This is a genomic window from Algoriphagus sp. NBT04N3 (assembly GCF_019443765.1).
GTDB classification, from domain to species: domain Bacteria; phylum Bacteroidota; class Bacteroidia; order Cytophagales; family Cyclobacteriaceae; genus Algoriphagus; species Algoriphagus ornithinivorans.
This window is the reverse complement of sequence record NZ_CP048415.1, coordinates 633639-658600: the sequence shown is the minus strand read 5'-3', so window position 1 is coordinate 658600 and position 24962 is coordinate 633639. Positions and strand designations below refer to the sequence as shown.

The 24962-nt window shown below is 39.5% G+C and carries 21 protein-coding genes and 1 tRNA gene; 6 read left to right on the top strand and 16 right to left on the bottom strand.

The annotated features are described in order from the left end of the window. Positions 1 to 53: 53 nt before the first annotated feature. Both GYM62_RS02910 and GYM62_RS02905 read right to left on the bottom strand, forming a co-directional pair. Positions 54 to 1106: a M42 family metallopeptidase gene (locus GYM62_RS02910; RefSeq protein ID WP_219958225.1), complete on the bottom strand. Its 1053-nt coding sequence runs from the start codon at positions 1104 to 1106 to the stop codon at positions 54 to 56. A gap of 93 nt (positions 1107 to 1199) precedes the next feature. Continuing rightward, entirely contained in the window at positions 1200 to 3083 is a 1884-nt protein-coding gene (locus GYM62_RS02905; protein ID WP_219958224.1) for an amidophosphoribosyltransferase, read from the bottom strand. 409 nt (positions 3084 to 3492) lie between these two features. Between GYM62_RS02905 and GYM62_RS02900 the strand changes: the two genes are divergently transcribed. Continuing rightward, a complete protein-coding gene (locus GYM62_RS02900) occupies positions 3493 to 3807 on the top strand; it encodes a hypothetical protein (protein WP_219958223.1) in 315 nt (104 codons plus the stop codon). 168 nt (positions 3808 to 3975) lie between these two features. Further along, the gene (locus GYM62_RS02895) at positions 3976 to 5388 is read left to right on the top strand and encodes a sigma-54 dependent transcriptional regulator (protein ID WP_219958222.1); all 1413 of its coding nucleotides are present in this window, start codon (positions 3976 to 3978) and stop codon (positions 5386 to 5388) included. Here GYM62_RS02895 and GYM62_RS02890 read toward each other — a convergent pair. The 6 genes from GYM62_RS02890 to lepA all read right to left on the bottom strand — a co-directional run bounded on the left by GYM62_RS02890 (position 5385) and on the right by lepA (position 11979). Continuing rightward, positions 5385 to 7922, bottom strand: coding sequence for an ATP-binding protein (locus GYM62_RS02890; RefSeq protein ID WP_219958221.1), 2538 nt, complete (start codon positions 7920 to 7922; stop codon positions 5385 to 5387). The genes GYM62_RS02895 and GYM62_RS02890 overlap by 4 nt on opposite strands. A 37-nt stretch (positions 7923 to 7959) precedes the next feature. After that, entirely contained in the window at positions 7960 to 8502 is a 543-nt protein-coding gene (locus GYM62_RS02885; RefSeq protein ID WP_219958220.1) for a DsrE family protein, read from the bottom strand. 89 nt (positions 8503 to 8591) lie between these two features. Then, a tRNA-Leu gene (locus GYM62_RS02880) sits at positions 8592 to 8674 on the bottom strand. Positions 8675 to 8739: 65 nt separating this feature from the next. After that, entirely contained in the window at positions 8740 to 9624 is an 885-nt protein-coding gene (locus GYM62_RS02875; protein ID WP_219958219.1) for a bifunctional 5,10-methylenetetrahydrofolate dehydrogenase/5,10-methenyltetrahydrofolate cyclohydrolase, read from the bottom strand. Between the two features lie 63 nt (positions 9625 to 9687). Beyond that, positions 9688 to 10050, bottom strand: a complete 363-nt coding sequence (locus tag GYM62_RS02870) for a four helix bundle protein (protein WP_144607210.1) — start codon at positions 10048 to 10050, stop codon at positions 9688 to 9690. Positions 10051 to 10191: 141 nt separating this feature from the next. Then, positions 10192 to 11979, bottom strand: a complete 1788-nt coding sequence (gene lepA / locus GYM62_RS02865; protein WP_286936546.1) for a translation elongation factor 4 — start codon at positions 11977 to 11979, stop codon at positions 10192 to 10194. A gap of 275 nt (positions 11980 to 12254) precedes the next feature. On the opposite strand from lepA, the gene GYM62_RS02860 reads away from it, so the two are divergent. Next, positions 12255 to 12791, top strand: a complete 537-nt coding sequence (locus GYM62_RS02860; RefSeq protein WP_091654681.1) for a DUF4924 family protein — start codon at positions 12255 to 12257, stop codon at positions 12789 to 12791. A 17-nt stretch (positions 12792 to 12808) separates the two neighbouring features. On the opposite strand, the gene GYM62_RS02855 is transcribed toward GYM62_RS02860, so the two are convergent. Beyond that, positions 12809 to 14737 carry an AAA domain-containing protein gene (locus GYM62_RS02855; RefSeq protein WP_219958218.1) on the bottom strand — a complete coding sequence of 643 codons (1929 nt, stop codon included), beginning with the start codon at positions 14735 to 14737 and terminating at the stop codon, positions 12809 to 12811. A gap of 60 nt (positions 14738 to 14797) precedes the next feature. On the opposite strand from GYM62_RS02855, the gene GYM62_RS02850 reads away from it, so the two are divergent. Together GYM62_RS02850 and GYM62_RS02845 are read left to right on the top strand one after the other, a co-directional pair. Then, the gene (locus GYM62_RS02850; RefSeq protein WP_219958217.1) at positions 14798 to 15403 is read left to right on the top strand and encodes an ACP phosphodiesterase; all 606 of its coding nucleotides are present in this window, start codon (positions 14798 to 14800) and stop codon (positions 15401 to 15403) included. Next, the gene (locus GYM62_RS02845; RefSeq protein WP_219958216.1) at positions 15390 to 15848 is read left to right on the top strand and encodes a hypothetical protein; all 459 of its coding nucleotides are present in this window, start codon (positions 15390 to 15392) and stop codon (positions 15846 to 15848) included. Before GYM62_RS02850 ends, GYM62_RS02845 begins: the two co-directional genes overlap by 14 nt. 16 nt (positions 15849 to 15864) lie before the next feature. Here GYM62_RS02845 and GYM62_RS02840 read toward each other — a convergent pair whose 3' ends face one another. The 5 genes from GYM62_RS02840 to GYM62_RS02820 all read right to left on the bottom strand — a co-directional run bounded on the left by GYM62_RS02840 (position 15865) and on the right by GYM62_RS02820 (position 22648). Then, a complete protein-coding gene (locus GYM62_RS02840; protein ID WP_091654693.1) occupies positions 15865 to 16404 on the bottom strand; it encodes an inorganic diphosphatase in 540 nt (179 codons plus the stop codon). A gap of 74 nt (positions 16405 to 16478) precedes the next feature. Then, a complete protein-coding gene (locus GYM62_RS02835; RefSeq protein ID WP_219958215.1) occupies positions 16479 to 17564 on the bottom strand; it encodes a hybrid sensor histidine kinase/response regulator in 1086 nt (361 codons plus the stop codon). Next, on the bottom strand, positions 17557 to 19668 hold the full coding sequence (locus GYM62_RS02830) for a 7TM diverse intracellular signaling domain-containing protein (RefSeq protein WP_219958214.1): 2112 nt from the start codon (positions 19666 to 19668) through the stop codon (positions 17557 to 17559). The genes GYM62_RS02835 and GYM62_RS02830 overlap by 8 nt, the downstream gene beginning before the upstream one ends. Further along, complete coding sequence (locus GYM62_RS02825) at positions 19665 to 20378, bottom strand: hypothetical protein (RefSeq protein ID WP_219958213.1); 714 nt, start codon at positions 20376 to 20378, stop codon at positions 19665 to 19667. The genes GYM62_RS02830 and GYM62_RS02825 overlap by 4 nt, the downstream gene beginning before the upstream one ends. Continuing rightward, positions 20378 to 22648, bottom strand: coding sequence for an Rv1355c family protein (locus tag GYM62_RS02820; protein WP_219958212.1), 2271 nt, complete (start codon positions 22646 to 22648; stop codon positions 20378 to 20380). The genes GYM62_RS02825 and GYM62_RS02820 overlap by 1 nt, the downstream gene beginning before the upstream one ends. Before the next feature lie 203 nt (positions 22649 to 22851). Between GYM62_RS02820 and GYM62_RS02815 the strand changes: the two genes are divergently transcribed. Then, a complete protein-coding gene (locus GYM62_RS02815) occupies positions 22852 to 23325 on the top strand; it encodes a response regulator (RefSeq protein ID WP_219958211.1) in 474 nt (157 codons plus the stop codon). On the opposite strand, the gene GYM62_RS02810 is transcribed toward GYM62_RS02815, so the two are convergent. Together GYM62_RS02810 and tsaE are read right to left on the bottom strand one after the other, a co-directional pair. After that, entirely contained in the window at positions 23326 to 24537 is a 1212-nt protein-coding gene (locus GYM62_RS02810) for an alanine dehydrogenase (RefSeq protein ID WP_091654703.1), read from the bottom strand. It lies immediately after the preceding gene. Next, positions 24521 to 24958, bottom strand: coding sequence for a tRNA (adenosine(37)-N6)-threonylcarbamoyltransferase complex ATPase subunit type 1 TsaE (gene tsaE, locus GYM62_RS02805; protein ID WP_219958210.1), 438 nt, complete (start codon positions 24956 to 24958; stop codon positions 24521 to 24523). The genes GYM62_RS02810 and tsaE overlap by 17 nt, the downstream gene beginning before the upstream one ends. Positions 24959 to 24962: the final 4 nt, after the last annotated feature.

Here is a 24962-nt window from a genome sequence, read left to right as displayed (position 1 = left end):
GATAATCGAAAGAGGGGAAAAGAAAAAGCCGGGAGAAATTTCCCGGCCTCAATTTAATGTTTCCAATCGTAGCTATCCATTTGTTCCAAACAGGCCACCAAGAGTGATATAGAATCGGCTATATCTTTTTTATGTGCCATTTCTATCACTTGATGCAAGTGTCTGGTAGGAATGGAAATCGCTCCGGCAATTGCCCCTTGCTTACCCATTCTTTGTACTCCGGCAGTATCCGTACCCCCAGCTGTTAAAATTTCTGGCTGCCAGGTAATCTTCTCTTTATCAGCAGTCTGTTTCATAAACTCAACCATTCTATAATCACAAATGGTCATAGCATCCATAATTTTAATAGCAGTTCCTTTTCCCAATTCGGTAACCTTTTCATGCGCCTGCGCTCCAGGCACATCAAATGCAATGGTAGTATCTAAGGCTATTCCAAAATCAGGATTGATTCCATGAGCAGCAACATTAGCACCTCGGATACCCACCTCTTCTTGAACTGTAAAAGTGGCATACACATCATAAGCGGGATTTTTCAACTTTTTCAGTGCTTCGATCAGGATAAACACAGCCACCCGGTTATCTATAGACTTACAATTGACACAGTCCCCCATCTCAATGAGTTCTCTGTCTCTGGTCACTGGGTCCCCTACTGATATGTATTTTTCCACCTCCTCTTTTGGCATTCCCAAATCAATGAAAAAATCTGTGGTTTTAGGAAGTTTATTTCGTTCTTCCTGGCTCATCACATGAATAGGCTTACTTCCCATAACACCAATCAGGTCTTTTTTTCCATGTACAATTACCCTTTGAGCAGTTAAGGTTTTTGGATCAAAACCGCCAAGTGTATGGAATCTCAAAAATCCATTATCATCAATATGCGTAACAATAAAACCAATCTCATCCATGTGCGCAGCCACCATCACTCTTTTGCCGTCAGGATTTTTCTTACCCTTTTTAACTGCTATGACATTGCCCAGATTATCGACTTTGACTTCATCAGCTAATGGTGTCACCAACTCAATCACTAAATCCCTCACACGCTTTTCAAACCCGGGTGCACCTGCGATTTCGCAGATTTGTTTTAAAAGTTTAACGTTTACGTCCATTTCTCTTTATTAAATAGTCTTTCAAATACTCAATATATAAAACACAAAAGGCGCAAAGTGTTAGCTCTGCGCCTAGGTAAATATTTCTTTGTTTTAATATGCTCTGACTGTCTTACCTTCCATGAAATTAACAAAAGCTCTGTTCACCACTCTTGTTCCTCCTGTAGTAGGATAATCTCCGGTGAAGTACCAATCACCTATATGATTTGGAGTGCACTTGTGTAGATTTTCTACTGTTTGGTAAATCACCTTAACCTCCGCCTTGATTTCTGGTGTTGTGACGATCTCAGCGATTTTATCAGATACTTCCTGATCTGCGAATGATTCATAGATGCGCTTCACAAAATTCTCTGGCCCAAGAGGGTTGGCGATGCAAGCCTCATATGTCTCATCCAGGATATTCTCCAATTTTCTCTCTTTCAGCAATGCCAAGGCAGCTCTGAAGGCGATAAATTCCTTCATTCTTGACATATCAATTCCATAACAATCCGGGAATCTGATCTGAGGAGCGGAGGAAACAATGATAATACGCTTAGGACTTAATTTATCAAGGGTGGTCAGAATACTTTTTTCCAAAGTAGTACCTCTTACTATACTATCATCAATCACAACCAAGGTATCAACTCCAGGTTTGATCACTTCATAAGTAGTATCATATACTGAGGAGACCATCACGTCCCTATCGTCATCATTGGTAATGAAGGTTCTAAGCTTGACATCTTTGGAAACCAGTTTCTCAACCCTCGGACGGAAGTTCAATAATTCTTCCAGGTCACCCATATGAGGCTTCCCTTCCAAAAAGACCTCTTTTCTTTTTGCAACCAAATAATCCTCTAAACCTTCAATCATACCCAAGAAGGCAGTTTCTGCGGTATTGGGAATGTAAGAGAAAACGGTGTTTTTCAGGTCAAAATCAATTGCCTTCAAAATCTGAGGAATCAAAGCTTTCCCTAAGCTCTTTCTTTCCTGATAGATATCCGGATCAGTTCCTCTTGAAAAATAAATCCGCTCAAAGGAGCAGGATTTTTTCTCTCTGGCAGGCATTACCTCTGATTCCGCGTAAGACCCGTCTTTATTAATTACCAAGGCATGACCCGGTTGAATTTCTTTGATCGCTTTGAAATCAATGTCAAATGCCGATTTGATTGCAGGCTTTTCTGATGCTACCACGATCACTTCATCATCTGCATAATAATAAGCAGGTCGAATTCCCGAAGGATCACGTACAACAAAGGATGAACCGTTTCCAATTAAGCCAGCCATTGCGTATCCTCCATCGAAATCCCTGCAGGAACGTCGAAGAATTCTCGCGACATCCAATTCATTTTCAATCACATGTGTGATTTGCTCATTGGAGTATTGATGCTTGTATTTGTCGAAAATCCTCTGGTTTTCCTCATCCAAAAAGTGACCGATTTTCTCCATAACAGTAACGGTATCAGTCTTCTCTTTAGGATGCTGTCCCAGCTGAACCAATTTCCCGAAAAGCTCCTCCACATTTGTCATGTTGAAGTTACCGGCCATTACCAAGTTTCGGCTTCTCCAGTTATTTTGCTTCAAAAATGGGTGGCAAGTTTCAATTGAATTCTCGCCGTGTGTTCCGTATCGAAGATGGCCTAACCAAACTTCCCCGGTAAAGGCAATATTTTCTTTCAGCCATTCTGCATCACTAAGTGCATCATGACCTCCTATCTTTTTGGCCTTTTTATACTTCTTGTTGATTTTGTCAAAAATAAAATTGACAGCTGAGGGCTCCACAGATCTATATCTGGAAATGTATCGAGTACCTGGTTGCGTGTCAATTTTAACATTGGCTACTCCGGCACCGTCTTGTCCTCTGTTGATCTGTTTTTGCATCAGCACATACATCCTGTTGGATGCGTAGGCTGCAGTCCCATATTTATCGATGTAATATTGGGGAGACTTGCGGAGCCTGATCATTGCTATGCCGCACTCGTGTTTGATAGCGTCGCTCATTACCTGGGCTTGAGTTTATTTTGACAATTCAAAGTTACAGGTTTTTAGAAGATAATTTGGATTAAAAAAGTTCGGTTTTGATAAAACAGGTTTTTCTTTTTGACTTGTAACAAATACTTACTTTTTCGTAGGTGTTTTTAAGAGGTTTTTAGGTCATTTTGCCCTTGAACTCCCCAGGAAATATTGTGGAATCTAAACCAAAAACAGCCTTGAGACTATTTTTTGGCACATGGCATAGGAATCGCACTAACACAATCAAGCTGATATAGATTCAGCTCTCGGATCCGGAAACCGATTTTATAATTATTCAAACCAACATATGAGATCTATCTCGAGGAAATAATCATCTCTGATCAGGATTTTTATTCTCCAATTGAGATATCCCATAACCACTTAAACTATCACAATTATGAAAAAGTCAATTTTAATCGCCGCAGTTTTAATGTCTGGAGTAGCAATGGCGGCACCAGTTGCAAACACTAACTTCAGCCCAATAGCTACCGAAATTCAGGAAGCTAAAGTAAAAATCGAACCAGATGCTCTGCCAGAGCCTGTAAAAACAGCAATAGCAAATGATGCTTCAGTCAGCAGCCTGACCATTTCCGAGGCTTGGCAATGGGCAACTCCAGAAGGAACTTACCAATTCAAAGTTGTCTTCGATAATGGAACTGAAGACAAACTTTCTAAGAAATATGACCAAGAAGGGAATGAAATAAAAGGATAAGTTGCTTTCCCCGATTAATTTAAAAGCATCAGATACTTATCTGGTGCTTTTTTTGTTTTAGCTATGCCAACTAGTTGGACTACAAAAAACCTTTTCTGTATAAAACTATTTTCGGATTCTTGCCTCTTTTGCAAAATCCATTTGATCATCGAAAACGTAATACAAAAGATGAAGAAGATACTATTGGTAGAAGACGATTTGACCTACTCCAGAATCGTCAAGACATTTTTGGAAAAAAACGGATTTGCTGTAGAAGCATCCACCAAAGTAAAGGAAGCTCAGAATATCCTAAACTCAGGAAAATTTGATCTGATTATTGCAGATTTCAGGCTTCCTGATGGAACCGGAATGGAACTGCTCCAATGGTCCAAAAAGGAATTTCCTCAAACCCAAGTAATTCTGATTACACATTATTCTGACATCAGGATCGCGATCAAAGCTATGAAACTTGGGGCATTTGAATACATCACCAAGCCAATTAATCCAGATGAACTTCTAGCCACTGTCAATGAGTCCTTGTCCAGTAAGTCCAAAGTACCAGAAGCTATTGGTGATGAAGCTTCCCCTTCCAAGCCTAATCAAAAATCTGGAAGTTCACCCTCTACCAATTTTTATGTCGCTGGAACATCTCCAGAATCTGAGAAACTGGAAAAGCATATCCAATTGGTGGCCCCAACAGATTTGAGCGTATTGATTTTGGGGGAAACAGGGACTGGTAAGGAATTTATATCTCGAAGAATCCATGAGCAGTCGGAAAGAAGAAACGGACCATTTATAGCAATTGATTGTGGTGCTCTTCCCAAAGATTTGGCAGGAAGCGAGCTTTTCGGCCACGTAAAGGGAGCCTTTACCGGAGCATTAGACAATAAAACGGGACATTTCGAAGCTGCTCATGGAGGAACCATTTTCCTGGACGAAGTGGGTAATTTAAGCTATGAGGTTCAGATTCAATTGTTAAGAGCTATCCAAGAAAGAACCATCCGAAAAATCGGTGGCAATAAGGAAATCAATATCAATGTCAGAATCATTGCAGCCACTAATGAGAACTTATTATTACAAGCCGGAGAAGGCCAATTCCGGGAGGATTTATATCATAGACTCAATGAGTTTACACTTCATGCTATTCCTCTGAGAAGAAGAAAAGAAGACTTGGAGATCTTTGCTGAGCATTTTCTGGAAGAAAGCAATCAGCGCATGAATAAATCTGTCAAAGGATTTACTTCTGAAGTTTGGGAAATCTTCTTGGGCTATGACTGGCCTGGAAACCTGAGAGAATTTAAAAATATTATCCAAAGGGCTGTCTTATTAACTACTGGACTTTTGGTGGAAAAAGAGGCATTGCCTGCCGATTTGAATAATCCTGAATTTGCCTTCAGTTCCAATAGACCAAGTAATACCATGAATCAGGCTCAGGACTTACCTTCTCCAAGAGATTACAAAAGCCAGTGGATTGAGCAGGAAAAAGAATTGATCCAGCAAGTGCTGCAGGACACGAAATACAATAAATCAAAAACTGCACGAATTCTCAAAATGGATAGAAAAACCCTTTATAGCAAAATGGAAAAATATGGGCTGAATTAAGAAGCAACGGGAGCTTTTGATTCGATCACTTTGGAAAGTTCTTCTAAAAGCTCCCGAATTTTCTCTTCCAGTTCAACCAACTGATTATTTATACCCTGCTGATTTCCAAGCTTCAATTTATTTTCAATTTTTCTAGCCAAGTCCCCTGACTCAGATTTTATTTGGCCCAATCTGCTTCCCAGTTGATGGCAAATTTCCAAAATAACCTCATAGCGCTCATTGAGTCTAGCTTTCTGAAGTTGTTCCAAGTTTTTCCTGGATTCCTGAATTAGGTCTTTTAAAATATCTTTCAGCAAAGCATCATCACCCATACAAAATTTATTGAGGTCCCTTAAATCAAAGAGGGAGGTTTCGACTGGCTTTTCTTGCTGATCCTCATTTTTAATCTCGTGGACAGCTTCAGGAAACAGTCTTCCTAAAACCAAAACCAACGCTTTTTCCTGAAATGGCTTGAACAAAATATCACTAAACCCACGCTTAAACATCTTTTCTTTCTCTTCCACAAAGACATTGGCCGTCATTGCCAGAACGGGCTGACCCTTATAGCTAGCGTGATTTTTTAGCATATCAATCACATCAAAACCAGAAAATTCAGGCATCTGAATATCCAAAATTGCCAATTCGAAATCCAAACCTTCAAAACTATCACGGAATGAAGCCCCTCCTTCATAGAGGACAGTTGAAGCTCCAAAATAGCTGAGAATCTGTGATAAATATTGAATACCCACCGGATCATCGTCCACCAGCAATACTTTCTTACCCGTCAAATCCAACCCAAACTTCTGATCATAAATAGGTTTATTCTGAGGAGCTTCCACTGCTTCCATGGGAAGAATTACCTTCATACAGGTTCCTTTATTCTCCTCGCTCTGAGCCTCTATACTTCCCCCCATTAAAGTGGTCAATCTATGTACAATTGCCAATCCTAATCCTGTTCCTCCATATTTTCTGGAAATGGAGGTGTCAGCTTGATCAAATTCTCTAAAAACCTTCGAGAGTACTTCTTCGCTCATTCCTATGCCGCTGTCCTCGACCTCCACAGTTAGGGTATCTTCTCCCCAATGTACCCGAACTTCAATCCAGCCATTGGAAGTAAACTTAAATGCATTACTCAATAAATTATTGGCAATCTGCTTCAACCTCAATTGGTCCCCCAGCAACCATTGATTGGATGGCAATTGAATACTCCATCTGAAATCCAGATTTTTCTCTTGGGCTTTAAGATCAAAAAAGTCTTGAAGGGAAGAGAATAGTGATTCAGGATCAAAAGCTTCTTTTTCCAGTTTCAACTTTCCTGCCTCCAGCTTTGAAAAATCCAGAACCTCATCTACAATTTCCATCAAGGTCTCGGAAGCAAAGCCAATCATTTTCAATTGTGATTTTTGCCTCTCATCCAATTGACCCTTCTCCAAAACCGATCTATACCCCTGGATTACATGAAGCGGATTGCGGATTTCATGACTCATATTGGCCAAAAACTCCTGTTTAGATCTCGCAAGTTGTTCAGATTTTTGCCTGGACGCTTCTAGGTTTTCTTGATATTGACGATTGATTTTTATCTCTTTCAAGATAGAGTATACCATAAAGCCACTACCAATTACGGCCAGAACCACGATCACTATTAAGAAAAATGTCACATCGTAGGCTAAACTGTAGGCTTCACTGTTTTTTTCCTCAGACTCTTCTAAAATTCTTTTTTGCAAAACTCCCAACAGTCCCTGAATAGTGGAAATCACTTCACTTTGCTTGATAGAAAGATCAGTTTCCATCTGTGCCAAGTTCTGTCTTTGCCTACTTTCTTCCCGGTAAATCTGATTGATCACCGCTCGGATGTTGTATAAAATACTATCCAAAGTACTGGAACCTGGAGCAGCACTTCCCTTCGAATTCTGATTAATGAACCCTAATAGTTTATCAATTTCCGGCGATTTGGCGATCTGTGGAGAGGTAGGATTGATCTTACCCACACTATTTTTTCCCGCACTGATAGGCGCCACTGAGGAGGTCTGCCTCAACTCATTGATAATGGCATCTCTAGGGTTTAATTGTTGGAGAGGTTGATTTTCCAAAATCTCCGCTCTTCTTCTGATGCCGATCTCTACTTTTTTGAGTGCCTCTCTTGAAAAATTCCTATTAGCTAGATTACTTTTTACTTCGTATAGGTTTTCATACCCCTGAATCAAAGAAACTAAATTTGCCCGGATCAATCGAACCTCTGTTAGTTCAGAGGTATCAGCTGCCAATGATTCCAAAATGTCCAGTTTGGACTCCAGAAAATTCAAGGTGGAGTCTTTGATTCTAAAATCTCCTTCAGGGCCTAATCGCTCTATTTGAGTGATTTGGATAATTTCTGCCTGAAGTTCATTGAGTGTATTGAGCTTTTGGTTGGGTTCGGAGAGTTGCCCCATTGTCGCCAAAAGTCGATTCAGGGTATAATAAGTTAACCCTGCTACTCCTATCAGAAAAATAGCAGCTAAAAAGAAGCCGATAATCACTTTCCCGGCTGTTATAACATTGGGCGTTTTTTTAGTCATAGCTCGCCCTTAAAGACCAAGAACTATTCCAGACTGTTTAAAACTTCAGCAAAATATATCCCTGAGGCACATAGGTAGTAATGGTCGTTAATGCAGAATGGGCAATCTGCACTCCTTGCCACAAATCTTCTTTCTTGATATTCCTAGCTACCATAGATTGTCCGCAAACGTAAAACTCTGCTCCTGCTTCTTTCAAAGCTTCATAAACCGCCAAATTCGGATTAGCGGAATCATATCTCGTCTGATGCCTATCATCATTCAATAAGGTGAAAATAGCTCCTCCGTGTACCACTACCTTGACATGTAGTCTATCCTTAGTTACTCCAGCCAAGCCATGCAAATTCATCATACGGGCTATATTATCTACCCATCTGGATATTTCTGCAGGATTATCAGCTCCTGAAGTCAAATCGACTAAGATCTTATATTCCATGGATCCATCCGGCCTTTCTGTAGCCTCCGGTATCTCATAGATTCCTCCAAAACCTTTGACAATTGGAAACTGGGCAGTTTGAGCCAAGATTGTATTTAATCCTAAAAATAGGAAAAGGAATGCGGTAGATAAAAGGTGCTTTTTCATAATCAATCAATTGAGTCGAAATTAACCAAAAATAAAACTGATTGAGTGCCATTAATCAAAAAAGCCTCTCCAAAATTGGAAAGGCTTTGTGCGCACGAGAAGATTCGAACTTCCACACCCGTAGGGCACCACCCCCTCAAGATGGCGTGTCTACCAATTTCACCACGTGCGCGGTTAGGGTCTGCAAAAGTAGAAAGCCAGCCTATTCAAAGCAAATGCTTTCTAACCCAATTTCTTTTATCTGTAAACTTTTTTCTCTGCAGCCAAAAGGGTATTATATAGCAAAGAAGCAATGGTCATTGGCCCTACTCCTCCAGGAACAGGAGTGATAGCGGAAGCTTTTTCAGCCACTTCATCGAACTTCACATCACCGATCAATCTGAATCCAGACTTCTTGCTAGCATCCTCCACTCGATGAATTCCCACATCAATCACCACAGCGCCTGGCTTTACCATATCAGCAGTTACAAATTCTGGCTTCCCTAGAGCAACAATCAAAATATCAGCGGTTTGAGCTATTTCTTTTAGATTCTGAGTTCGGCTATGGGTCAAGGTGACGGTGGCATTTCCAGGATATCCATTTCTTGCCATCAAAATACTCATCGGGCTTCCTACAATATGGCTTCTGCCAATAACCACACAATGCTTACCAGAAGTCTCTATATTATATCTTTTCAAAAGCTCCACAATTCCATAGGGAGTTGCCGCTACATAAGCTGGCCAATTCAAGGCCATCCTTCCTACATTGGAAGGAGTAAAACCATCCACATCTTTCTCCGGCTTGATCTTATCGGTGACTTTTTCCACAGAAATATGCTTAGGCAAAGGAAGCTGTACGATCAATCCATCAATGTCGGGATTTGCATTGATCTCTTCTACTTTGGCCAAAAGTTCCTCTTCAGAAATAGTGTCATCCAATCGCACCAAAGTGGATTCAAAACCGATTTCATGACAAGCCTTTACTTTGGCTCCCACATAGGTTTGGCTAGCTCCGTCACTTCCCACCAGAATAGCTGCCAAGTGAGGAATTTTCCCTCCTTCAGTTTTGATCTCAGCCACACGTGCTGCGATTTCATTTTTGATGTCTTGGGAGGTCTTTTTTCCGTCGATGATTGTAGCCATTTTGATTTTGATTAGGTTCGAGAACTTCGAAATTCATCATTCTAAATTCGATGTTCGATATTTTTATATATTATTTCTTTCCGCAGTTTCAATACTTTTCACGAAGATTGAAATCAGCTGATTACTCTCGCTAATTAATGATTCAATTCTTTTTGAATCTGAATGCAGATTTGATTTTGCAATAATTTTTAGGGCAACTCTGCTTTCTCGAAGTTCCTTTAATACAATTTTCAACTTATGAATAAAGTCCTTTCTTGATTCTCCGGACTGAGCTTCGCCGTAATTTAATGCGGGTGATGTTCCACTTCTCAAAAGCTGATTTGCCATATGGTTACCAGCTTTCGAATTGATCATAGAATCTGTAAATGAAATTACAGCAGATGCAAATTCAATCAAGCGAGACTCAAGATCATATTTTCTTTCCATGATCGATTCATCATTTTGATTGCTCAAAATTCATTGTCTAACTGAGATTTCTAAATATCGAATGATGAACATCGAATGTCGAATATCGAAGTTTTGAATTGCCTCGTAAATCGTAATTCTTAAATCGTAAATCGTTAATCCCTAGTCCAGCTTCAGCACTGCCATAAACGCCTCCTGAGGAACCTCAACATTACCGACTTGCCTCATGCGTTTCTTTCCTTTTTTCTGCTTTTCCAGAAGTTTACGCTTTCGGGAAATATCACCACCATAACACTTCGCCAGTACGTTTTTACGTAGGGCTTTTACAGTTTCTCGGGCAATGATTTTCGTTCCGATGGCTGCCTGAATGGCGATTTCAAACATCTGACGAGGAACCAATTCTTTCAATTTTTCGCAGAGTCTTTTGCCCCATTCGTAAGCTTTATCACGGTGCACGATCGCAGAAAGCGCATCAACTGCTTCTCCATTAAGCATCACATCGAGACGCACCATGTGAGAAGGCTGATATCCTTTCAATTCATAATCCAAGGATGCATATCCTCTGGAAATGGTTTTTAACTTGTCGAAGAAATCAAATACGATCTCGGCCAAAGGCATATCGAAGGTCAATTCCACCCGATCTGCAGTCAAATAAACCTGGTTTTTGATTTGACCTCTTTTCTCCATACAAAGCGTAATCACAGCGCCAACGTATTCTGAAGCTGTGATGATGGAAGCCTTAACGAATGGCTCTTCAATATGCTTCATCTTGGTAGGATCAGGCATATCTGAAGGAGCATTGATTAGCTTGTAAGTATCATTGGTCATCAATGCCTTGAACTGCACAGAGGGCACAGTTGTGATCACGGTCATATCAAATTCCCGCTCTAATCGCTCCTGAATGATTTCCATATGCAGCATTCCCAAGAATCCACATCGGAAACCAAATCCCAAAGCAGCGGATGTTTCCGGTTCCCAAACTAGGGAAGCATCGTTGAGTTGCAGCTTTTCCATGGATGCTCTCAACTCTTCATAATCCGTGGTATCTACAGGATAGATCCCTGCAAAAACCATAGGCTTCACATTCTCAAAACCCTGAATGGCTTTCTCGCAAGGGCGTTTGATATGGGTGATGGTATCCCCTACTTTAATTTCTTTAGCCACCTTGACCCCAGAAATAAGGTAACCTACATTTCCGGCACTCATGGTTTGCTGAGGAATCTGATTCAGCCCTAAAATACCGATTTCATCTGCCTCATATTCCCTTCCGGTATTGACAAACTTAATTTTATCGCCTTTGCTGAAGGTTCCGTTGAAAATCCGGAAGATCACTTCCACACCTCTGAAAGGATTGTAAACGGAGTCAAAAATCATCGCTTGTAGCGGTGCATCAGGGTCTCCTTTAGGCGCTGGAATTCGAGTGACAACAGCCTTCAAAATATCATCTATCCCTATTCCTGTCTTTCCAGAGGCCAAAATAATATCCTCCCTATCACAGCCAATCAGGTCAATTACCTCGTCTGCCACAGATTCAGGATCTGCTCCGGGAAGGTCAATTTTATTTAAAACAGGAATAATTTCCAGGTCATGACCCAATGCCAAATACAAGTTTGAAATGGTCTGTGCTTCAATACCCTGAGAAGCATCCACAATTAGCAAAGCACCTTCACAAGCTGCAATCGATCTGGAAACTTCGTAAGAAAAATCCACGTGTCCCGGAGTATCGATGAGGTTGAGTATATATTCCTCTCCTTCATGGGTGTATTTCATCTGGATGGCATGGGACTTAATGGTGATTCCCCGCTCTCTCTCCAGATCCATGTTATCCAACAACTGGTCCTGCATATCCCGATCAGACACTGTCTGAGTTTCTTGCAGCAACCTATCCGCCAATGTACTCTTCCCATGGTCAATATGGGCGATGATACAGAAATTTCTTATTTTTTGCATGTTCATTCTGCGCGCAAAATTAGGGAAAAAGAAGGAGAAAATTAGAGGATTATACCTGAAATACGGATTTGTCGAAACAGAAAAGAAATATAGTTGAAATACACTTCGCTAGGCCAAGTGAAATATGCCTTCGACGAAATAACCCTAACGGTTCAGGACACCTTGAGTAGATAAATATTTCATTCACCGAAGGTGAATATATTTCAATAGTATTTCCACTGTATTTCGACCTCTGACATTTAGCTTTTAACTTTACCCCGAAAATATTTTAATCCATGAAATCCATAGCCGAGAACAAAAAATCCCAAAATATCGCCGAGTACATCATCTATCTCTATCAACAGGAGGACTTGATTCGGTCTTTTCAGGGTAATTTGGAGGAAATCCGGCAATATGTAGTTTCTCACTTTCCTGTCGAAGAAAAGGAAAAGAATACCATTTTTAATTGGTATCAGGACTTCCGAAATCAAATGGAGAAAGAAGGAATTATGGAGAAGGGTCATTTGGAGGAAAGTAAAAAATTGGTTGCTGAGCTTTCCCAACTGCACTGGCAGTTACTTAAATCGGATCAAACCTATTTCCAAACTTATCAAAAAGCCAAGCCTCATATTCTACAAGCTGTAATGGAGGCTGATGGGAAAGACCTGGGAAATGAAATCCAAATCTGCCTCAACGGGGTCTATGGACTTTTGCTTTGCAGACTACTGGGCAAGAAAATATCGGATGAGCAATTGAAATCAGCTGAAGCCTTTGGTGAAGTTCTAAGCTTATTGAATTTGGTCTATCAGCAGGAAAAGGTTTCTAGAAATTGATTTGAAAAAGGATCGATTCATACGTCAATAAACTCCCAAACACTCCTATACCCTCCCTTTTCTTCAAAATACCCAAGCAGTGAATCAAAAAAAGGATTGATAGCCAAAGTACTGCTATCTCCAATTAAAACTAGCTTCCTTTTGGATCGGGTAATAGCTACGTTCATCCTTCGTTCATCTGCCAAAAAACCAATCTCTCCTCTCTCATTGGACCGAGTCAGTGAAATGATCATCAAGTCCCGCTCCTGCCCCTGAAATCCATCTACAGTATCAATGGTGATCAAATCGGCAAAAGCCTTCAAATTGGGATAATCATAAGTTTCAAAGATCAATGTTCGTAAGTATCTTACCTGGGCAGAATACGGAGCGATCAAACCTATAGTCCAGCCATTTTCCTTAAATTTTGAAATACCGATACGCTTGATAAGTTCATTTAAATACTTGCAGGTAAAGCTAGCTTCCTCAGGATTGAAGGTACTGAGGCTTTCCTCCTCTTGCCGATCTGAATACCCAGCTCCCGCGGTATCTATCCACTCCAAGACTGCTTCATTTTCGAATACATGAAGGTCTGTATTTTTAGCAGCTTTCAATTTCCCCCCATAAAAATACTCATTGGAGAACCCCATGATTTCGGCTTTCATTCTATACTGAACCTGTAAGAGCTCCGCCACTTGAGGCTTTCTTTGAATGACTTTTTCCATCAAAGTAATCGCTAAACCTTCTTTTGCAGCTTCAAAGGATTTGATTGTGGGTGGGAGTTGTAAGTGATCACCAGCAAAAACCACCTTTTTAGCCTTCAGGATTGGAATCCAAGTTGCTGCTTCCAATCCCTGGGCTGCCTCGTCGATAAATACCACATCAAAGGCCATCCCTTTCAAGTGATAGGACGAGGCGCCAACCAGCGTACAGGCAAAAACTTGTGTTTTTTGAAAAATGTCAAAGGAAATATATTCTTCCAGATGCTTAGCAGCTTCCCGGATTCTCCCCACTTCATCAAACAACAACTTTCGCTGTCTGCGCTCTTCAGGTCCAAAATTTCGCTTGTATTGTTTGGCTAGCTTTAGATACTGATCAATTTCCTTTCGAAGTTTTTTCAGATCTCTGTAACTTTCATGAAAAGCTGTTTTTGCATCCAAAGTTTGGTTCAAAATCTTTTCCTCCACTCTCGCAGGATGACCCAATCGGAGAGTAGAGATTCCTGAATCTGTCAACTTTTCTACCAATAAATCCACCGCAGCATTACTAGGGGCACAAACCAAAACGGATAATCCTTTTTCTGTAGCTTCCGAAATAGCTTTGATCAAAGTAGTGGTTTTTCCTGTTCCGGGAGGTCCATGAATTATCGCCACATCCTTTGCATTGGCGATTTTTAGGCAAGCTTGGTTTTGGGAAAAGTTTAAACCTTCCGATTCACTTCTTGTGTTTTCTGAGAATATTGGGGTTCGCGATCCCAAGAGCGTTTCTTTCAACTCTTTAAGCCGAAGATTATCTGCCTCAATGACTCTTTTCAAGGCAAATTCCATCTCTCGATAGCTGGCCTCATCAAACAATAAGTCAACACCCAAACGGCTGCTATCCATCCATTCCGGGAGTTCATCAGCCTGAAGCGTAACAATCATCGTGTCTTTTTTTACTTGATTGATCACTCCATTCACTCGGTTTTCAGAAGAGGCATAGCCATCTTGGGTTGAGAAAAATGCGACAGATTTTCCGGATTGAAAAGCAGAGTTTTGGCTTTGATCCAACTTTTCTATTTCTACCAAAAGTCTCTCTCCCATTCCTATTTTAGCCTTTTTCACCTGAATAGGATGCCAAGTAATCCCCTCTTTTTTCTTATCCGCCAGAGAAGTATTTAAAAACTTTTTCTTGTATTGAGCCAGGTCTTCTTGCCATTCTTGCTTCAAAAGTTTCAGCCCTTTTTTTAATTCCTCTGTGACTTTGTCCATCAATCCGTATTTTAGGCGAAACTAATCAAAAGGCAAAGAGTTTCTAAGTCTAAACATTCTATGAATTTCCTCGCACATGCATTTCTGTCTTTTAATGAAGAAAAGATTCTCGTCGGGAATTTCATAGCTGATTTTGTAAAAGGGAAACAGATCAAAGATTTTGAAGAGGACATTATCTCCGGAATCTTGTTACATCGGGAGATAGATTACTTTACCGACTCACATCCATTGGTCAAAGCAGGGCAATCCTATCTTAGACCAAAATTTGGACACTATTCCACCGTGATTACGGATATCTTTTTTGATTATTTTCTGATCAAAAACTGGAAAAACTATTCCTCAATCTCTATAGAAGATTTTATCCAGAAGACCTATTCAACATTGGATGGGTATGAAGACATCTTCCCGGAGCGCTTTGCAAAGATGTATTACTGGATGAGAAAAGACAATTGGCTATTGCACTATGGAACTGTAGAAGGCATCAGAAGATCACTGACTGGCATGTCCAAAAGAACCACCTTTAATTCAAAAATGGAGGAAGCTCATTTGGCCTTGTTAGACAGGGAAGCTGAATTTGAAGTGATTTTCTTCGCTTTTTTCAAGGATTTAGAGACTTTTGCCTACGGAAAACTACTGGAATTACATAAAGCTCATGATCGTCATTAAACCGAAAGGATCCACTTACTTTTCATTGGGAATTATTGTTGTCGCTCTTTTGGCAGGTCTGATTCTGATCCTCAGAGATTTTGCTTACAAGGGTTCTTTTGGCCTATGGTTTTACTTGATTGCTGCATCTTTGATCACTTTAGTGCTATTGATGCTGTTGGTAAAAATGCTTGCGGGTTTTCGTTTTATCACTGCTGGAAGGGATCAAATTATCGTCAAACTTCCTTTAAGAGGATTTCAAAAAGCCTACCCCATTGCTGAAATTTTAGCTTGGGAAGAAGAAGTAGTAATCGCGAATAAAAAGGAATTCAAGCAATTGACTATAGCATTTTCAGACCAACAGTCAATTTCTGTCTCCAACCATGAGCATCATGCCTATCCTGACCTAGTTAATTATCTTGTAAAAAAAGCTCCTAAGAAAAAGGTGAAAAACAAAAAAGCCTGATTGCTCAGGCTTTATCTTATCGTTGGTTTCTGAAATTCTTATCGTAAAGTTCGATACTTTCCCGAATAATTCTCAAAGCATCTTCCTTACCTAGGAAATCCTCCACTTTTACTTCTTTATTCTCGAGCTTCTTATAATCTTCAAAGAATCGATGGACTTCCTTCATCAAATGAGGAGGTAGCTCATCGATATCATTGATATAATTCACAGACTGATCTCCGGCAGCTACAGCGATAATTTTATCATCTGCCTCTCCGCCATCCACCATGCGCATCACGCCTATGACCTTAGCCTCAACTAGGCACATGGAAGGGATATCTATTTGAGAAATAATCAAAATATCCAAAGGGTCATGATCCTCACAGAATGTTTGGGGAATGAATCCATAATTGGCAGGATAGTGCACGGCAGAGAATAGAACTCTATCCAGCATCAACATTCCTGACTTTTTGTGAAGTTCGTATTTACCTTTACTTCCTTTGGGAATTTCCACCACTCCCATCACATATTCGGGAGCATCTTTCCCGATATTGACGTCATGCCAAGGGTTAATCATAATTTTTCTTTTTGTTTATAAAAAGTGAGGGTGCAAAGATACGCTTTCCTCCTAAAAACCCCAGAAAAGTATTCTTAATTCAAGCTCGGCAGTACTACTCTGACGGTAGTTCCTTCGTTTAAAATAGATCTCAACTCGATTTTTCCACCCAATTGCTCGACAGCTTCTTTGACCATGTATAGTCCCAAGCCTGTTCCTACATTCTTCTGGGTAGCTCTTGTAAACAAGTTGAACACTTCCGGATGATGTCGGTCGTCTATTCCAATCCCATTATCTTCGAGCATGATGATGGCTTGCCCATCTTTAACATCTATGGTAATAGAGATCTTCTTTTCCCCTTGTTCATTCTTCTGGAATTGCACTGAGTTGCTGAATAGGTTATTCAAGATTACTCTGATTTTTGCATCATCGGAGTAAAAAAGCTCATCTTGGTTAACCTGGGTCAAAACATTAAACTCAGATAGATTGAATTTTGCTTTGTAGGCTTCCATTTGCTGTCCAAGTACATCTCTGAATTTGATCTCAGTTACTTTATGGTCAATTTTGGTAGACCTATAGAAGTCCAGCATTTTGTATATAAAATCGTCCAGCTTGGTGGTGGCGGAATCAATCATTTCAAAATATTCCAAAATATTAGGGTCGGAAACTTCCAATTTCGCCAATTTCGAGACACCTGAAATACTCATCAAAGGTCCACGGAGTTCATGCGAAAGACTGTACACGAACTGATTCATTTCGGTATGCAGCTTTTTAAGACGGATATTTTTCTCTTTTAACTCCTGCCTCATGAAATAAATGTCCGCTGCATTTTTGATGGAGTTCTTAATCTGCTCGATATTCCATGGTTTATCGATGAATCGATAAACTTCGCCCTTATTGATCGCATCGATTACACTGGCGATGTCAGAATACCCGGTAAGCAGGATACGAATTGGGTCGGGGTTGATTTGAATGAGCTTTTCAAAAAATTCTGTACCTGTCATTCCAGGCATGCGCTGATCCGCAATCACTACATGCACTTCCTCAGTCTGGGCAACTTGCAAACCTTCTTCTGCATCTATGGCAGTAAAAACCTTGAAATCTTTCCTTAGCGAGGCTCTAAATGATTTGAGGTTATTATCCTCATCATCAATATAAAGCACATGTATATGGTTATTCATACTTGGATGAGCTTTGATAAATAGGTAGTGTTATAATAAAAGTTGTCCCTTGACCCACTTCAGAGTTGACTTCTAAAGTCCCTTTATGATTTTCAATAATAGAATAAACAATTGAAAGCCCCAAACCTGTGCCTTTTCCAACTGCTTTGGTAGTGAAGAAGGGTTCAAAAATCCTCTGTCTTACATGATCCGGCATTCCTGGGCCGTTATCCTCAATTTCCACCACCACATGATCTCCCAAAGATCTGGTGCGAATTTCAATTTTTGGATCTTTGACTGTATCAATATGATCGCTTAATGCATGTACTGCATTATTGATAATATTCATGAATACCTGATTGATTTTTCCAGCCAGACATTCCACCATTGGAAGTTCAGCAAAATCCCTAACAATCCTGATTTTTCCAGGTATTGAGCTGTTCAAGAGAATAATTGTACTATTAATCCCATCGTGGATATCCACTTTCTTGACATCCTGCTCGTCGACTCTGGAGAATAAACGGAGACCTTTGACAATTTCCACTGTTCGCTTTGCTCCTTCTTCCATTCCCTTGAGAAGTTGATCTACTTCGTCCAGTACATAATCCAGTTCTAATTCCTCTTCCAGATCTTTCGCTTTTTTCTTAGACTCCTCCTTGAATTCGTTCATACCAGTTTCACGGTAGAACTCGATCACCTCCATGATATCTGCAATATCCCTTTTGAGCGGGGTAATATTTGAACTTACAAAGTTGATTGGGTTGTTTATCTCATGCGCAATACCTGCAGTCAATTGACCTAGTGAAGCCATTTTTTCCTGACTGACTAATTGACTTTGGGTATTTTGAAGATTTCTCAGAGCCTGTTCCAATTCATCCGTTCTGATTCTTACTTTTTCTTCGAGCATGGTATTTTGCTCACGGATCAATTGCTCATTTTCTTTTAGTACTCTAAGGCGTTCTGCCTGCTCTTTCTCCTTCTCTTTCTTTAAAATATTAATCTTATCAGCAAGTGCGAAGGAGAGTAACACAACTTCCAATGCAGAGCCTAAAGGCATAATGTATGCAGTCAAATCATTAGTTGGTATGATTCCCATTTCGCTCAAAACGAAAAGGAAAATACCTAACATAAACACAGACCAAGCTAGCAAATAATATCTAGCAGGTCGATAGCCTTGCTTCTGAACAGCAAAAGCTGCCAATAAAACATATAAAACGACTATACTTTGAGTTACCAATAAGGTCTGATAACTCACTGTGATGGAAAAGAAAAAGGCGTTAACTAAGATAAAAGCATAGACGAGATAGATAAAGTAAAAGCCCTTATCCAATTTGGGTATGAATTTATCTGTTGACAAAAACACTCTTAAAAACCAAATCCCAACTATACTAACCAGAGATGAAAAAATAACTCCAGATCTCAAGTTTAACCAAACCACATTGGGCCAGAATATTTCCTGTGTAAAACCTAGTATTGAGGATTGCGCAAACCACACCAATACGGTGTGAATCACATATATGAGATATAATTTATCTCTTACAGAAAAGAATAGGAATAAATTATAAAAGAATAATCCTACAATTACACCAGTAAATATCCCAAATAGTATATTCTCTCTATTTATCAGGTTCTCTAGATAATTTCTATTCGTTATCGTGGATGTAATAATCTTTTTATTTACACTTTTAACTTTTAAAAAAATCTCAGAAGTTTTTCCTATCGGGAGATTTATATCAAAAATTATTGATTTGGATAAAATCGGTTTTGAATAAAAATCTACTAATCTACCTCCTACATAAGATTCCAAAATCTCATTTTCGCTTACAACAAATAATTCTAAGCTATCCAATGAAGAGTTGTTGATGTAAAAATATTTTCCTTCGTTTTCAGAATTATTCTCTACAACATATTTCAACCATACTACATCATTGTTGATTCCGAAATTTTTGCTTTGTTGATCTATTTTAGTGAAATCATTTCTTTCAATGATTTCCTGAAATTTGATGTCTTTATCCTCTTCTAATATCAAGTATTCATACCTATCAAGAAGAACTGTTTCTCCATTTAAGATGACAGGGTTTAAAGCTTGAAAAAAAGCCCAAATAAAAGTAATTATCGAAATCATGGTTTAACTCTCCAGTCAGTATTTTTAATTTTCAATTGATAGGTAATTTCTACTGGCCCTTTCAAGGTTTCTTCAACCCTGGTACATTCAAGATTTTTTCTTAAATCAAGAATAAACTCCCTTTCAACTGGGAGAGCTAAAGGTAAATTTTCTACATCCTTCAAAACTGCCAAAGTTGCTACTAAATCCAGTTTCGGGTAAAAAAAAGTACCATTATTACCAATGTTTTCCTCAATCTCAAAACCCTTCTGAAGGGTAGGTTTTAAGGTATATTCCGCACAGAGAGCAAATAAAGTCGGAACATTTAACTGCTCTGCAATTACTAAAGATGTCCTCGAAAGAAAAATGGCACCTATACCATAACCTGAAATCATTCTACTATTCCATAATCCTCCGATTTCCCCCGTCCCTCCTCTTTCTCTATATTCTCCGACTAATCCAAAAATTTTAGAATCAACTGGTGCAATTGCACCTTCAAGAGGAAGAGGAAATTCTGTATCGGCTACGTGTATTCTTAATCCGCTTACTACTTGTCCAGTAGAATTATCGTGAACAGTTACCACGAAAACGAATGGGTTATATTTCCAATCATTATTGGAGGAAGTTACCTTGGTGACACCATATTCTTTAAGAACATTTGCATGTCCTTCAATAAACATATCACATATTTCAGGCTCATCAACTGCCCTAAATGCTTTAAAGGTGAACATCAGTTAATGGTAATTAATGTATCTTCGACTTCCCTTCTATAGGATCTCATACTTGGCTCTCCTCCGAAATTAAGTCTAAACATAAATAATTCTTCATTACTTTTTTCCCTGTTGAACAAAGTATTGAATTCTGCTTTGTATTTTTTGATCATAGTCACCTCTTCTTTAGTGAAGCCATGGTCTTTTTCCCTAAGAGTTTGGTGGAAAATAAACATTGCCGCTGTCACTGGCTGAAAACTGATCTCCATCATGTTAGCTTTGATCCAAATGCGTTGAAGAACCTTTCCTGCTTTTAGATATTCTTGAGGAGTAAATTCTTTGCCTTGCAGCAAAAACATGGCGGAACTTGACATGATGGTATCATGGGAAATTTTGGTGAGGCCATAGCCCATCAGAAACTTCCTGAAAAAACGAACTGTCCTCGGATCTTTTAATAAGCCCATTGCAGCTCTTTCCGCCCCACTCAATTCCAATGTTGCTATATCTATTCCATCCCGGCTTTCTCTTGCTTCCTTATCATTCCATCTTACTTCATTGATAAAATCTTTAAGCCCCTGATCGTGAAAAAGGCGCATTCTATCCATCCCGCCAATGATGCCGGATAGCTTTTCCAAATCAGACTTTGCGGAAATATGCTCCATCGGCATATCTTCTGCCAACGCATATCCGTGAAAAAGCTGGATCTGCTCAGGTGTCAAATCTACCTTGGATGCATTCTTTCTATTGGTACATCGGATTGCCACTCCATCTACCAATTCTCCATTATGAACTTTGATTTTTTGATTATGCTTAACTATAAAGCGTATGCTTGCAATCAGATCTTCCTCGAAATCCTGTATGTGTTCAATGATTTCGATCTCAATTCCTGATTTTGCACAGTGGAGTCTGATATTTTCAAGAGCCGCGCCAAAAGCAATCAAGGAACCGGTGCCTTTATAATCCAGCATGGAGTGACTTCTTTCCTTGTCATGGAAAAGGTGCAAAACTCCATTTTGATCGAACACCCATATCCACGGTTGAATATTTCCCCCTGAAGGAGCCAAATTGGCAAATTCAACCAATCCATTAAGTTCTTCCTTGTTTAGGACGTAACCTGATGGAATGATATTTTTGGGAATGCTACCTAAAAAATCTCCATTCTTAACTGGAACTACCTCTCGCTCTTCTTGAATTTCAGGAAGATCCAATTTGATGATTTCGTCAAGATCCACGAAAAATCTTCCCGAATCAACCGGTTCACCCACCAATAACTTTCGAGCAACATGAGCCACTGAAGCCCCACCCAGAAAAACTGCAGAAGCTAATTGTGGCCAACTGCTAATAGTTTGCCCAACCTCCAAAAGTGAAGCTTTCATCCTCGGAGAAAGAGTATCTACCCCAGTCATCTTCAATCCAATGGCAACTTTCTGCTTATTGGTCAGATTTTTTAGCGTATCTAAATTTATATCTCCCAGGTACCCATGAAAAATTGGCCTCTCCGGCTCCAAATCAAATCTTTCTATATCTAACATTCCCCGATCAGATGTATCCATCATTAGAGGAATCTGATATTTCTGGGCTGTTTTTCGGAGTAGAATTTTGATATCCAAACTATCACACTCATCGATAATCAAATCCAACTCTCCCTGCTCTGAAAAAAATGAGTCAATATTTTCTTCTGTGATACCATCTCGAAATAGAGTTAACTTCAGATAGGGATCGATCTCTGCAATTTCTCTTGCTGCAATAACTATCTTCTCTACTCCCAAACTTGTAACTCCAGCTTTTAACCTATTGAGATTACTCAATTCCAAATGATCAAAGTCTGCCAAACGCATTTCTCCGCAACTTCTTTCCAAAGCCATGGCTAAAGCAATGCTTTGCCCAACAGAGAGTCCTACTATCCCAACCTTTTTCTTTGCGAGCTCTTTTTGCTCTTGAGGAGTAATTTTATAATTGTTTCTGAGTGTTCTAACCCGAATAAATTCTTCTTCAGGCAAAAGATGAACTAGCGCATACTTCCAGGGATAATAAACCCAATTCCCATAAGACTCCTTGGGATTTTCTTCAAAAAAATTCTCAATCTCTGCTTTTAACTCTTCCTTGGAAAAAGTTTTTGCTGGATGCCGTGATTTGATTAAATCGCCAACCTGACTATTGATTTGATTGATTACCTGAATCTGAGGGTTATTTTTCAAATCAACTATTTTCTCCTGATCATCTCGATTTCTGGGATTTAAAATAACCGGGTATACTTGATCGGACAATGAATAGCTTGGCGTGGTTAACATCTAATTTAGTGTGCAGATTGGGTGATATGCATTGTAAAGTTAGTTTTTGATTTCATTTCTCAAATGAAAATGAAAATTATTTTTATAGGAATAACCTATTTTATCCATATCAAGTTTAAGGCCACAATAGAATTTGTTTGTTTTTAAATAAAAAAAGCAATTATTTAGAATTACGATTAACTTGTATTCAAGTCAAGAATTGAATGGAAACCAAGGCAGAAGAAAAAATTAAGATTTTATATGTAGATGATGAAGAGAATAATCTTCAAGCATTTAAAGCTACATTCCGAAGAGACTATAAAATTTTTCTCGCTATTTCTGCCAAAGAAGGACGTGAGATTTTAGACAAGGAAGAAATTGACATTATCATTACCGACCAAAGAATGCCAGAGGAAACTGGCGTGGAATTTTTAGAATCAATCATCCCAATTCATCCAAATCCAATAAGAGTATTATTAACAGGGTACACAGACATACAAGCTGTAATTGATGCAATTAACAAAGGTCAAGTGTATCATTATCTGACCAAGCCTTGGGAAGAAGATTACCTCAGAACAGTCATCAAAAACGCTTTTGAAATCTACACATTACGAAGAGAAAACGAGCGCTTGACTCAGGCTTTGATCAAAGCAAATGATCAATTAGAATTTTTATTGAGGCAAAACCTCCTTTCCTAATCAATACCTCGCAGCAAGGAGTAATTGTAATTCTTTGTGAGTTAAATCAAATTTCCTTGCCAAATAAGCATTGGTTAAGCTTCCCCTGTAAGTATATACCCCTCGCAGAAACCATCGGTAATTAAAAATCATTTCTTCAGCACCACCCAAATCCGCCATTTGTAAAACAATTGGGGTGAAAATATTGCTCAAAGAATAGGATGCAGTACGCGATACTCTGGAAGCAATATTAGGTACACAGTAGTGAATAATATCATGTTTCAAATACACAGGGTCACTGTGGGTTGTCATCTGTGCAGTTTCAATGCATCCTCCCTGATCAATTCCCACATCAATGATAATGCTGCCATGCATCATGTTGGCAACCATTTCTTCACTGACCACCACCTTATTTCTTCCTTTCTCTGCTCTCAGGGCACCAATCACCACATCAGCCTCTGCAAGAGCCTGAGTTAGGGTCAAATTATCAATAGTCGAAGTATAAACCTGCTGACCCAGCAATTGCTTCAACCTACGAAGCTTGTATATATGGTTATCAAAAATTTTAATATTTGCCCCAAGTCCTAAGGCAGTTCTAGCCGCATACTCCGCCACCGTGCCTGCACCTATAATCACAACCTGAGTAGGTGGCACACCCGTAACACCTCCCATAATCAGTCCTTTACCATCGTTGACGGAGGATAAATATTCCGAAGCTATCAGCATCACAGTACTGCCTGCGATCTCCGACATGGCTCTTACCACCGGCATCCCACCTACTTTATCCTCTAGGTATTCAAAAGCAACCGAAGTGATCTTTTTGGCATTCAAAGCCTCAATAAACTCTTTATTCTGCTTTCCAATTTGCAGAGCTGAAATCAGACATGCTCCCTGATTCATGGATTCTATTTCCGTTAAGCTTGGCGCATCAACTTTCAGTACTACTTCAGATTGAAAAGCCTCCTTTGAAGAGTAAACCACCTTCGCTCCTGCATCTGAAAAATCTTGATCTGAAAACTTGGAAGCCAGTCCTGCTCCACTTTCCACAATCACATTCAGCCCGTTGTTGGTCAGTAATCCTACTGCTTCCGGGGTCAATACGATTCTTTTTTCTTCATCAGATTGCTCTTTGGGTATACCAATAGTCAGCCCGCCCTTCCCTCTTTTTACTTTGGCAGGAGATTCTTTTGGAATTAGTCCAACAGCGGTGAGTTCATTAATCTGAGTCGACATCCCGATAATGTTGAAGTGTGATTTTTCTACTTGAAGTAGAATAATACTCAATTTTAATCAATAAAAAATGATCTGGAATAAAACCTCCCAATTTTTCGGCCCATTCCATCCAACAATAATTCCCGCTTTCAAAATATTCCTCCACTCCTATATCCAAAGCTTCCTCAGGTTTTTCCAGTCTATAAAAATCAAAATGATAAATAGGAGCTTTTCCAGAAAGCTCATAATGATTGACTATCCCGAAAGTAGGACTGCTTACCTGAGATGCAAGTCCAAACTTTTCACCCAATGCTTTGATCAATGTAGTTTTTCCAGCACCCATATCGCCCTGAAACACCCAAAGCTTCTCGTTTTGGGCAAAATCAATAATCCATTGGGCTATTTGGTCCAGCTCTTTTAACTCGTAAATCTTACTATCCAAAACT